The sequence below is a fragment of the Microbacterium sp. Root166 genome, from assembly GCF_001427145.1.
Taxonomy (GTDB): Bacteria; Actinomycetota; Actinomycetes; order Actinomycetales; family Microbacteriaceae; genus Microbacterium.
The window spans coordinates 522,367-533,734 of the sequence record NZ_LMGL01000003.1 but is presented as its reverse complement, the minus strand read 5'-3'; the positions used below and the strand labels follow the sequence as shown (position 1 = coordinate 533,734).

Below are 11,368 nucleotides of genomic sequence, written 5' to 3'. Positions count from 1 at the left end.
CAGGCGCCGCAGTCCACGCACTCGTCGGGGTGGATGTACAGCGACCGGTCGCCTTCGTAGATGCAGTCCACCGGGCATTCGTCGATGCAGGCTCGGTCTTTGACATCCACACAGGGAAGGGCGATCACATACGTCACGCACCCAGTCTAGTTGCGCCGTCCGAGTGGTCGCCGCGTGCGACGACTCGGCCGCGTCAGGTCGCCGAGGGGCGGACGCGGTCGGGCCAGCCCACCGCGACGGCCACGATGACGGGCAGTGCGAGCGTCCAGACGGTCCCCAGGGCGCTCTCGGGCACGATCACCGAACCGCCGGGACCGCGGCCGGAGAAGACCAGCGCGGCGACCATCATGCCGAGCCCCGTCGCCAGTGCCGCCCACCGGTCGGCGGTGAGCAGTCGCACCGCCGCGAGGAGCGCGGCACAGCCGATGACGGCAAGGATGAGGCCGACCGGCATCCAGCCGATCTCGTACCCGTGGGCGATCGTGCCGGCGAGCCCGTACACCGCTCCGACCACGAAGGCCACGAACCAGGTGCCGAGGCGGGCAAGGGCCGAAGATCGCACCCGACGACTCTACCCGGGCGGTTCGGGGATCCCGTGCCCGCTCAGGCGGCCCAGCCCACCAGCCGCAGCACCGCGGCCGCGAGCGCGGCGCCGGCGACGACCACCAGGAACGGGGCCCGGAGCAGCAGGAGCCCTGCCGCGACGATGAGCGCGGGCACACGGGCATCGATCACGATCGCCTGACCGGCGCCGAGTGTCTGGACCGCAACGAGCGCCGCCAGCAGAGCGACGGTGAGCAGGTCGGCGATGCGCATCGGCCTCGGGGCCTCGAGCCAGCGCGGCGGGATCAGGTATCCGACCGTCTTCAGGGCGACGCAGATGATCGACGCGATCAGGATGGCGGTCCACATGGTCACGGCAGTCCCTCCCGCTCGGCCACATCGGCCGGCTCGTCCCACGCGCCCGGCTCCTCCGGGGTGCCGAGCCAGTTGAACCAGCCCACGACGATCGCGACGAAGGCCGCCACGATGACCGGCACGCCGGGCATCAGCACCGGCGTCAGGATCGTCGCGACCACCGCGGCCGCGATTCCGACCACGATGGGCTGACGCCGGCGCAGGCGCGGCCACAGCAGGGCGAGGAAGGCGGCGGCGGCCGCGGCATCCAATCCGTACGCCCGCGGATCTCCGAGGACGTCCCCGAGCAGCGCGCCGGCGAGCGTCGAGAGGTTCCAGCCGACGTAGATCCCGATGCCCGTCACCCAGAAGCCGAGGGTGCGCGCGTGCGCGGACCGCTGCGCCAGCGAGACCGCCGTCGACTCGTCGATCGTGAAGTGCGCGGCCGCCGCCCGTCGCCAGAATCCGCCGCCGATGACGGTCGACATGCGCATGCCGTACGCGACATTGCGCACTCCCAGCAGGCCGGACGACGCGATGGCCGCCGGTGCGGCCGCGACGCCACCCGCCCCGACGACTCCGACGAACGCGAACTGCGAGCCGCCGGTGAACATCAGCAGGCTCATCACGCAGGTCTGCCAGACATCGAGGCCGGAGGCGACGGCCAGAGCTCCGAACGAGATGCCGTACGCGCTCGTGGCCAGAGCCACGCCCAGGCCCTCGCGCACCGCGCGTCGTCCCTCGCCGGCGCTGTGAGCGTCGTCGAAGTGGGGATCGTGGCTCACGACCTCGATGCTACCGAGAGCGGATGCCGCGGCCGCCGGTCCGGTCGGCCAAGAGTGGCACGATCCCTGCCACGCGTGCGACCGCCGGGTGTTGTGCTTTGCGGCGGGCGTTGCCATGCTGGAACGACCCGCAGAAAACGCTTCCTCAGCTTGTGGACGCCCGCGCGTCCGTTCTCATCACGGATTCTGCTCCGGACGAAGGAGTCCCATGAGAACAACGCTGCCCGCGCCCGCCCGATGGTCCCGACCGGGTGCACTGGCGCTCTCCGCCGCGACGATGGCCGTCGCACTCGCCGTGACCGCTGCGGCACCTACCGCCGCGGCATCCGTCTCCCCCGACGATGCGCCCGCGATCGATCTCGGGCGCGAGGTCATCGCGCCCGGCGACGGCTGGGCCTCCTGGAGCGGTCCGACGTTCCCCGAGCGGGTCGAACGCCGGGCGGAGGGCGTCACGGGCGGCTCGACTGCCGCTCCGGCCGACGTCTTCGTCGTCGACACGTGGCAGGAGCTGCGCGATGCGCTGGCCGGACGCGACGGCGGATCGCAGAACGACGCGCGCTTCAGCACGGTTCCGAGGATCGTCTACGTCACCGCCATGGTCGACCCCTGGGCGCGCCCGGACGGAACGCGCCTCACGTGCGACGACATCGCCGCCCAGGTGACCGTCGCGGGCACCGGCGCACCGTTCGCCATGACCGACTACATCGCCGCGTTCGGTCCCGGCATCGACCCGTCCGGACCGCTCGAGGCCGCGCGGGTCGCGGCGGCGGCCCTCCAGGCGCAGCTGACGCTGCAGCACGTCGGCTCGAACGTGACTCTGGTGGGAGTCGGCGATGACGCGGGCGTCACCGGCGCCTCGCTGCGCATCCGCGACGCGCACAACGTCATCGTCCGGAACCTCACGCTCGAGGACGCGTACGACTGCTTCCCGCAGTGGGATGCCAACGACTCCGGCGGCAACTGGAACTCGGCCTACGACAACCTCTCGGTCTGGACCTCGACGAGCGTGTGGATCGACCACAACACCTTCGGCGACGGAGCACACCCGCCGGCGAGCCTCGACACCGTCTACGGCCGGCCGTTCGAGGTGCACGACGGGCTCGTCGACGTCACCCACGGCGCCGATCTCGTGACGATGTCGTGGAACTGGTTCCAGCACCACGACAAGACCGACATCATCGGCTCGTCCGACTCGCGCCTGCAGGACCGCGGGCAGCACCGCGTCACGCAGCACCACAACCGCTGGACCGACATCGGGCAGCGTGCCCCGCGCGTCCGCTTCGGCGACGTCCACGTCTACAACAACCTGTACGAGCAGACGGAGGCGTCGCTGCGCGAGACGACGCCCGGATCGCCGTTCTTCCAGTACTACTGGGGCGCCGGCCGCGAGAGCAGCATCGTCGCGGAGTCGAACGCCGTCGAGCTCGTCGACCCGGCGACGGTGTCGCGCGTCATCGCGGGCTGGGGCGGCGCCGAGCTGGCGGAGCGCGACACACTCGTCAACGGTGAGATCGCCGACGTGCTGGGGGCCTACAACGCCACCGCGGCCACTCCCCTGTCCTCCGAGGTCCGCTGGGCGCCGTCCGACCGGTACACCTACGAGCTGACGCCGGTGCGCGAGGTGGCTGCGGCCGTGCGCGCCGGCGCCGGAGCGGGCGTTGTCGAATCGGGCACTCCGGTCGCGACCTCGGCACCCGGGCGCTTCACGCTGTCGCACGACAACGGCTGGGACACCGGGCTGCACGACGGCGACTTCCGGATCACGGCCGACCTGTGGTGGGGGCAGAACGCCACCGTCGTCAAGCTCTACGAGGACGGCGCGCTCGTCGGCGCCCAGGCGCTGACCGGCTCGTCACCGGCCGCGCAGCGCGCGACGTTCGAAATCGCCGGCAAGGCGAACGGCGCCTACCGCTACGAGCTGGTCGCGCTGAATCCCCACGGCGAGACCCGGTCCGGACCCCTCACCGTCACGGTGATGGACGCCGCGCCGGCGGTCGCGGTCCTGGGCGCGAGCGGAGTGCGCGGCAACGACGTCACGGTCACCGCGAACCTGTGGTGGGGGACGAATGCCACCGAGTACGTGCTTCTGCTCGACGGCGTCGAGATCGATCGTCAGTCGCTCGAGGCACGCACGCCGGCGGCGCAGCGCGCCACGACGTACGTCGGTCCCCTGCCGGCAGGGCAGCACGTGTTCACGGCGGAGCTCCGCAATGCCGCCGGGACGACGGCGACGAAACCGCTGACGGTGACGATCCGCGACTGAACGGCGGTTCCGGATGCCGCGCCCGGCGAGCGCGCCGGGCGCGGCATCCGGAAACAGCGACGGGCGGGTCCTCGCACCTTCGGTGCTGAAGACCCGCCCGTCGTCGAAAATCAGGCGCCGGCGTCCTGGCGCTTGAGGCGCGACGCCGCACGGCCGCGCGAGGTCGCATCGAGGTCGACCTTGCGGATGCGCACGATCTCGGGCGTCACCTCGACGCATTCGTCGTCGCGGGCGAACTCGAGGCTCTCTTCGAGGGTGAGCTGACGCGGCGGGGTCATCGACTCGAACGTGTCGGAGGTCGACTGCCGCATGTTGGTCAGCTTCTTCTCCTTGGTGATGTTCACGTCCATGTCGTCGGCGCGGGAGTTCTCGCCGACCACCATGCCCTCGTACACCTCCTGCGTCGGCTGCACGAAGAACGACATCCGCTCCTGCAGCGCGATGATCGCGAAGGGGGTGACGACACCGGCGCGGTCGGCGACGATCGAGCCGTTCTGGCGCGTCACGATGTGGCCCGCCCAGTCGTCGTAGCCGTGCGAGATCGCGTTGGCGATGCCGGTGCCGCGCGTGGTGGAGAGGAACTCGGTGCGGAAGCCGATCAGCCCGCGTGAGGGGACGATGAACTCCATGCGCACCCAGCCGGTGCCGTGGTTCGTCATGTTGTCCATGCGGCCCTTGCGCGCGGCCATGAGCTGCGTGATCGCGCCGAGGTGCTCTTCGGGAGCGTCGATGGTCAGGTGCTCGAAGGGCTCCTTGACCTTGCCGTCCTCACCCTTGCGCGTGACCACCTGGGGCTTGCCGACGGTGAGCTCGAAGCCCTCGCGGCGCATGTTCTCGACCAGGATGGCGAGGGCGAGCTCGCCGCGGCCCTGGACCTCCCACGCGTCGGGGCGTCCGATGTCGACGACCTTGAGCGAGACGTTGCCGACGAGCTCGCGGTCGAGGCGGTCCTTGACCATGCGCGCCGTGAGCTTGTGGCCCTTGATCTTGCCGACGAGCGGCGAGGTGTTGGTGCCGATCGTCATCGAGATCGCGGGGTCGTCGACGTGGATCTGCGGCAGCGGGCGCACATCGTCGGGGTCGGCGATCGTCTCGCCGATGGTGATGTCCTCGAAGCCGGCGATGGCGACGATGTCGCCGGGGCCGGCGGACTCGGCCGGGTAGCGCTCGAGGGCGCGGGTCTTGAGCAGCTCCGTGATGCGGGCGTTGCTGGTCGTGCCGTCGGCGCGCACCCAGGCGACCGTCTGACCCTTCTTGAGCGTGCCGTTGAAGACGCGCAGCAGCGCGAGGCGGCCCAGGAACGGGCTGGAGTCGAGGTTCGTCACCCACGCCTGGAGGGGCGCCTCGTCGTCGTAGACGGGTGCCGGCACGTGCTCGAGGATGGCCTCGAACAGCGGCTCGAGGTCATCGTTGTCGGGCAGTGCGCCGTTGTCGGGGCGGTTGCGCGACGCGGCTCCGGCGCGGCCGGAGGCGTACACGACGGGGACGTCGAGGAGCGCGTCGACGTCGAGGTCGGGGACGTCCTCGTGCAGATCGGAGGCGAGACCGAGGAGCAGGTCGTGCGCCTCTTCCTCGACCTCGGCGATGCGGGCGTCGGGACGGTCGGTCTTGTTGACCAGGAGGATCACGGGGAGCTTCGCCTCGAGCGCCTTGCGCAGGACGAAGCGCGTCTGCGGCAGCGGGCCCTCGCTCGCGTCGACGAGCAGCACGACGCCGTCGACCATCGACAGGCCGCGCTCGACCTCGCCGCCGAAGTCGGCGTGGCCGGGGGTGTCGATGACGTTGATCGTCACGGGACCCTCGGTGGCGTGCACACCCTTGTAGGTGATCGCCGTGTTCTTGGCGAGGATCGTGATGCCTTTCTCACGCTCCAGGTCGTTCGAGTCCATGGCCCGCTCTTCCATGTGCTCGTGCGAGCCGAAAGAGCCGGTCTGGCGCAGCATCGCGTCCACGAGAGTCGTCTTGCCGTGGTCGACGTGGGCAACGATCGCGACGTTGCGGAGGTCTGAACGGAGGGCGCGCGCCATGAATGTTCCTTGTACAAAGAGGGAGGGGCCGGGATGCCGGCACCGAGGAGTCTACCGGGCCAGCCTGAACGCCGCCCGCGCACGCACGTGTGCCGTCCGGCGGAGGCCGGACGGCACACGGAATGAGACGGAGCGGATCAGCTCGCGGCCGGGGTGCTCTTCAGCAGAGCGGCGCGTGCCTCGCGACGGATGCGCTGCTCTTCCGGCGACGGGACCGGCACGGCGGCGATGAGGCGCTGCGTGTAGGGATCCTTTGCGCCACGCAGGATCTCGTCGCGCGTTCCGAACTCCACGAGCCGGCCGTGGTGCATCACCGCGATGCGGTGGGCGAGGATGTCGACGACCGCGAGGTCGTGGCTGATGAAGAGGCAGGCGAACTGCAGCTGCTGCTGCAGCTCCTGCAGCAGGTCGAGGAAGCGCGCCTGCACCGAGACGTCCAGCGCCGAGGTCGGCTCGTCGGCGACGAGCAGCTCCGGCGCGAGCGCCAGAGCGCGGGCGATGCCGACGCGCTGACGCTGGCCACCCGACAGCTCGTGCGGGAACCGGTTGCGGTAGGACATGGGCAGCTCGACCTGGCTGAGGAGCGACTCGACACGGCGGTCGAGCTCCTTGCCCTTCGCCTCGCCCGAGAGCAGGAGCGGCTCGCCGATCGACTGACCGATGGGCATGCGCGGGTTCAGCGACGACGCCGGGTCCTGGAAGACGATGCCGGTGCGCCGGCGGATCGCGAACAGGTCCTTCTGCGAGGCATTCGAGATGTCGGTGCCGACGGCCGTCAGCTTGCCCTCGGCGATCGGGATGAGGCCGATGGCCGCGCGGCCGAGCGTGGTCTTGCCCGACCCCGACTCCCCCACAAGGCCGACGATCTCGCCCGGGTAGATGGCGAGGTTGATGTCCTCGGCGGCCCGGAACGCGGGAATCCGACCGCGCTTGGGATACTCGATAGCGACGTTCTCGAACGAGAGGATGGGGCTGCGGGTCTCGGTGATCTCGGCGCCCACCTCGCTGGCCCGCTCGCGGATCGCGGCGATCGCGGGCACGGTCGACGTCTCGGTCACCACCTCGGCGGCGACCCCGGCCTCCGCCGTCTCCAGCACTCCGAGTCCGAGGTGCGGCACGGCTGCCAGCAACTGCTGCGTGTAGGGGTGCTCGGGCGCGTGGAAGATCTTCTCCACCGGGCCCGACTCCACGACAACACCGTTCTTCATCACCATGATGCGGTCGGCGAGGTCGGCGACGACGCCCATGTCGTGGGTGATCAGGATGATGGCCGAGTCGAGGCGCTTGTGCAGGTTGCGCAGGAGGTCGAGCACTTCGGCCTGCACCGTGACGTCGAGCGCCGTGGTGGGCTCGTCGGCGATGAGCAGGAGCGGGTCGCACGAGATCGACTGTGCGATCATGGCGCGCTGACGCTGGCCGCCGGAGAGCTGGTGCGGGTACTTGAAGAACGACTGCTCCGGATTGGGCATCTCGACCATGCCGAGCAGCTCGATCGCGCGCGCCTTGGCGTCGCTCGGCGCGAGCGAGCGGTTGTGCGAGCGCAGCGACTCCATGATCTGGAAGCCGATCGTGTACACCGGGTTCAGGGCCGTCATCGGCTCCTGGAAGATGACGGCGATGTCGTTGCCCCGCAGCGATCGCAGCGTGGCCTCGTCGACGCCGCGCAGCTGGCGGCCGAGGAGCTTGATCGAGCCGGTGACGCGGGCGTTCTCGGGCAGCAGGCCCAAGAGCGCCATCGAGCTCGTGCTCTTGCCCGAGCCGGACTCGCCGACGATGGCGAGGACCTCGCCGCGGCGGACCTCGTAGTTCATGTCGATCGCGGCGGGGTAGAACTCGCCCTCGACCCAGAACTCGACGCCGAGGTTGTCGACCTCGAGGATCGTCTCGGGCAGAGCCTTGTGCATCGTCGCGATCTCGGCGTCGATGCCCGTCGTGTCAGTCATTGCTGGGTTCCCATCTGCGAAGCTTGCAGTCATGTCGTTTCAAGAGGTTCTCTACCGCCCCGTGCTGGGCCGGATCCTCGCTGTCGTGACCGTCGTCGTGTGCGCGTTCGGAGTCGTCGCGCTTTTCGGAAGCGACCTGGTCGCCGGCATCCGCTATGTCTGGTCGATCCTGCTGGTGGCGGTACTCGCCTGGGCCGTGTTCTGGCGTCCGAGCCTGCGGGTGCAGGAGCACGGGATCACCGTCGAGAACGTGCTGCGCACCCACTTCGTGCCGTGGCCCGCGATCACGGATGTCGACACCCGCTTCTCGCTGACCCTGCACACGGCGGCCGGCAAGATCAACGTGTGGGCTGCACCCGCGCCGGGCCGTCACCGCACCCTGGGTCTTGCGAGCAAGGACTTCGACGGTGTCGCCGATTCCGCTCGTGGCGAGCTCGGCGGCCTTCGGCCGGCCGATGCGCTCACCGTTCCCAGCGGCAACCTCGCTCAGCTGATCCGCGGCCACTGGGAACGCCTCCGCAAAGCGGGGGCGTTCTCCAGTGGCATCGACCCGGAGGCGCAGACCACGACGTGGCACGTGGCCACGATCACGGCGATCGCGGGCCTCGCGGTGGCGACGGTGGTCGGCCTGCTGATCTAGCAGCGTCACCGGTTCACCGGTCCGGATTGAGCGGCTCGTTCGTCGGGTCTCCGGGCTGCTCGGGCCGGATGTCGCGGTAGCCCACGATGTCCTCGCTCGCGTACGCCGTCTGCATCCCGACCGTGACCGACGGGGCATCCGTCGACGGCGTGGTGTCCACCTCCGTCGGGCGGGGACCCTTTCCGCGACCGGCGCGAGCCATCGCCCGCTCGGACGGCATCTTCTTCTGGCGCGGGTCGAACGCGTCGCGCAGACCATCGCCGATGAAGTTGACGCACAGCGCGATCGCGATGATGAAGATGCCGGGCCACCAGAATAGCCAGGGCCGGGTCGAGAACGCGGCCTGGTTGTCGGAGACGATCTTGCCCAGCGAGGTGTCAGGCGACGTCACGCCGAAGCCGAGGTAGCTCAACGCCGACTCGAGGAGGATGGCACCGGCCATGAGCAGCGTCGCGTTGACGACGATGACGCCCACGGCGTTGGGCAGGATGTGGCGGAAGATGATCCGGCGGTCTCGGGCTCCCGAGACGCGCGCGGCGTCGACGAACTCGCGCTCGCGGAGCGTCAGGAACTCACCCCGCACGAGACGCGACATGGTCGTCCACGCGAAGAGTCCGATCACGACACCGAGGACGGCCGCGCCGAGGCTGCCGAAGGCGCTGCCGAGCACCGCGCCGATGACGATCAGCGGGATCGTGATGACGATGTCGGTGAAGCGCATGAGCACCGAGTCGGCCCACTTGCCGTAGTACCCGGCCACAGCGCCGATGACGACGCCGATGATCGTCGCGACCACGCCGGCGATCACCATCACCATGATCGACTGCTGCGCACCGCGCATGACCACGGCGAAGATGTCACGGCCGACCTCGTCCTGGCCGAACGGGTGCTCGCCGATCTGCAGCGGCCACAGGCTCAGCGTCGGGACGCCGTTGTTGATCTTCGGGGGGATCTGGTACCAGTTCCAGATCCACCAGCCCGGGATGCGCAGACCCCACAGGTCCACGCCCACCGAGGTGAAGGCCATGATGACGATCAGGCCGAGCATGATCATCGAGACGAGAGCGCCGCGGTGTCGGAAGAACCGGCGCCGGACGATCTGACCCTGGCTGAGACCCTCGGTCTCCTTCTGCTCGATCGTGACCTCGGCGGCCGCCTCGGATTCTCGCGAGTCGGATTCGTTGATGACTGTGGTGTTCATCTAGCCCACCTTGATTCTCGGGTCGAGGGCCGCGTACACGAGGTCCGCGATGAGGTTGAACAGGACCGCCAGGGCTCCGGTGACGATGAAGAACGCCATGACCGGGTTGGGGTCGTGGGCATTCAGGCCGTCGATGAACAACCGGCCCATGCCGGTCCAGCCGAACACGGTCTCGGTGATGACGGCGCCGCCGATGATCGCACCCACGTCGAACGCGATGATGGTCGTGATCGGGATGAGCGCGTTGCGGAACGCGTGACGGACGACGACGGTGCGACCGGTGAGGCCCTTGGCGCGCGCGGTGCGGATGTAGTCCTGATTCATGACCTCAAGCAGGCTGGCGCGCGAGTAGCGCGTGTAGCCGGCGAACGAGATCAGGATGATGGCGATCGTCGGCAGCAGCAGGTGGGTGAACAGGTCGATGCCCTGCACCCAGAAGTTGCCGCCGAGGCCGGGCGTCGAGGCGCCGACCGTGGCGATCGGACGGCCGCGGACACGGCTGGAGTTCGAGTACGCCGCCCAGTAGGACATGTACTTGTCGAGGGCGATCAGGCCCGCGACGAGGAACCCGACGATGGCCGTCGTGCGGACCACGGGAGCGCGGTCGGGCGCGCCCATGAACCAGCCGATCGCCCCGCTGACGATCACCGAGAGCGCGGCCAGCACCAGGAAGAACCACATCGTCATTCCGTTGAGGATGTAGTTCAGCATCGGGAAGTAGAGCGCGATGCCGATGGCCGCCACGATCAGTGAGGCGTACAGCGCCTTCCGATTGGCCAGGCCCGTCGAGATCGCGGTCACACCGACCGCAATGCCGAGTGCGAGGAACGAGAACACGACGATCCCGATGCTCGGGTCTGCGAACCACTGCGTCACGGAGAAGAACGTCGCCACTGCCGCGGTCGCCAGCGCAGAGACAGCGAACACGGTCAGCCGGCGCCGCCAGCGGCCGCCGAGAAGCGACATCCAGATCAGCCCGGTGACGATCGATATCCCGGCGATGACCGGTACCGAGATCGTCGGCTCCGCGAGCCAGTTGTTGATCTGGATCGCGCCGTACTGCTTCAGGAGCACTGCGACCCAGAAGATCGGCAGCGAGAAGAACAGGAACGACATCAGCGTCACGCCGTAGTCGAAGCCGGTGTACTGGCGCAGCGCGGAGACGATTCCGACGATCAGGCCCAGGACGATCGCGACGATGGTGGCGGTCGTGACCAGCGTCAGCGTTGACGTGATCGCGTTGCTCAGGAGGGCGTTGACCGGCTGGTTCTGGATGCTGACGCCGAAGTCGCCGCGGAAGATACCGCCGAGCCACAGGAAGTAGCGCAGCGGAGGGGCGACGTCGAGGTTGAGGAGCTTGGTGCGAGCTTCAATGAGCTCGGCCTTGTTCGGGGCATTCCCCTGCCTGAGATCCTCGAGCGGATCACCGGAAAGCGCCGTGAGGATGTACATCAGGAAGGTGGCGGCGAAGAGCACGAAGATCGATGCGATCAATCGCCGAATGATGAATGAAGCCATGGTGTGGCTGCCTGCCAATCCGTGATTCAGCGCAGAGCAGAGGGCCGGTTCGTGTCCGGCTCCATTGCTCAGCCACTGGGAGGAGTCTAACGCG

The 11,368-nt window shown here is 69.0% G+C and carries 9 protein-coding genes and 1 pseudogene; 2 read left to right on the top strand and 8 right to left on the bottom strand.

What is annotated here, in order from left to right; translation table 11 throughout:
* The 4 genes and pseudogenes from ASD56_RS16515 to ASD56_RS14285 form a co-directional block, all read right to left on the bottom strand.
* Positions 1-137 (bottom strand): annotated as a pseudogene (locus ASD56_RS16515) (ferredoxin); the annotation flags it as partial.
* A gap of 56 nt (positions 138-193) precedes the next feature.
* A complete protein-coding gene (locus ASD56_RS14295; protein WP_055967079.1) occupies positions 194-562 on the bottom strand; it encodes a DUF6113 family protein in 369 nt (122 codons plus the stop codon).
* A gap of 41 nt (positions 563-603) precedes the next feature.
* Positions 604-918, bottom strand: coding sequence for an AzlD domain-containing protein (locus ASD56_RS14290; protein WP_055967076.1), 315 nt, complete (start codon positions 916-918; stop codon positions 604-606).
* Positions 915-1,682: an AzlC family ABC transporter permease gene (locus ASD56_RS14285; protein WP_055967290.1), complete on the bottom strand. Its 768-nt coding sequence runs from the start codon at positions 1,680-1,682 to the stop codon at positions 915-917. The genes ASD56_RS14290 and ASD56_RS14285 overlap by 4 nt, the downstream gene beginning before the upstream one ends.
* 208 nt (positions 1,683-1,890) lie before the next feature.
* Between ASD56_RS14285 and ASD56_RS14280 the strand changes: the two genes are divergently transcribed.
* Positions 1,891-3,945: a pectate lyase family protein gene (locus ASD56_RS14280; protein ID WP_162249520.1), complete on the top strand. Its 2,055-nt coding sequence runs from the start codon at positions 1,891-1,893 to the stop codon at positions 3,943-3,945.
* Positions 3,946-4,055: 110 nt separating this feature from the next.
* Here ASD56_RS14280 and typA read toward each other — a convergent pair whose 3' ends face one another.
* The gene (gene typA / locus ASD56_RS14275) at positions 4,056-5,972 is read right to left on the bottom strand and encodes a translational GTPase TypA (RefSeq protein ID WP_055967070.1); all 1,917 of its coding nucleotides are present in this window, start codon (positions 5,970-5,972) and stop codon (positions 4,056-4,058) included.
* A gap of 137 nt (positions 5,973-6,109) precedes the next feature.
* Positions 6,110-7,915 carry a dipeptide ABC transporter ATP-binding protein gene (locus ASD56_RS14270; protein ID WP_055967068.1) on the bottom strand — a complete coding sequence of 602 codons (1,806 nt, stop codon included), beginning with the start codon at positions 7,913-7,915 and terminating at the stop codon, positions 6,110-6,112.
* A 31-nt stretch (positions 7,916-7,946) separates the two neighbouring features.
* On the opposite strand from ASD56_RS14270, the gene ASD56_RS14265 reads away from it, so the two are divergent.
* On the top strand, positions 7,947-8,555 hold the full coding sequence (locus ASD56_RS14265; RefSeq protein WP_055967065.1) for a PH domain-containing protein: 609 nt from the start codon (positions 7,947-7,949) through the stop codon (positions 8,553-8,555).
* A 13-nt stretch (positions 8,556-8,568) separates the two neighbouring features.
* On the opposite strand, the gene ASD56_RS14260 is transcribed toward ASD56_RS14265, so the two are convergent.
* On the bottom strand, positions 8,569-9,756 hold the full coding sequence (locus tag ASD56_RS14260) for an ABC transporter permease (protein ID WP_055967062.1): 1,188 nt from the start codon (positions 9,754-9,756) through the stop codon (positions 8,569-8,571).
* On the bottom strand, positions 9,757-11,274 hold the full coding sequence (locus ASD56_RS14255) for an ABC transporter permease (protein WP_055967059.1): 1,518 nt from the start codon (positions 11,272-11,274) through the stop codon (positions 9,757-9,759).
* Positions 11,275-11,368 lie beyond the last annotated feature (94 nt).

Bases quoted from the DNA above. Each gene is read 5' to 3' on its own strand.
- ASD56_RS14280 (WP_162249520.1), top strand. From the start codon at position 1,891: ATGAGAACAACGCTGCCCGCGCCCGCCCGATGGTCCCGACCGGGTGCA.
- typA (WP_055967070.1), bottom strand. From the start codon at position 5,972: ATGGCGCGCGCCCTCCGTTCAGACCTCCGCAACGTCGCGATCGTTGCC.
- ASD56_RS14270 (WP_055967068.1), bottom strand. From the start codon at position 7,915: ATGACTGACACGACGGGCATCGACGCCGAGATCGCGACGATGCACAAG.
- ASD56_RS14265 (WP_055967065.1), top strand. From the start codon at position 7,947: ATGTCGTTTCAAGAGGTTCTCTACCGCCCCGTGCTGGGCCGGATCCTC.
- ASD56_RS14260 (WP_055967062.1), bottom strand. From the start codon at position 9,756: ATGAACACCACAGTCATCAACGAATCCGACTCGCGAGAATCCGAGGCG.
- ASD56_RS14255 (WP_055967059.1), bottom strand. From the start codon at position 11,274: ATGGCTTCATTCATCATTCGGCGATTGATCGCATCGATCTTCGTGCTC.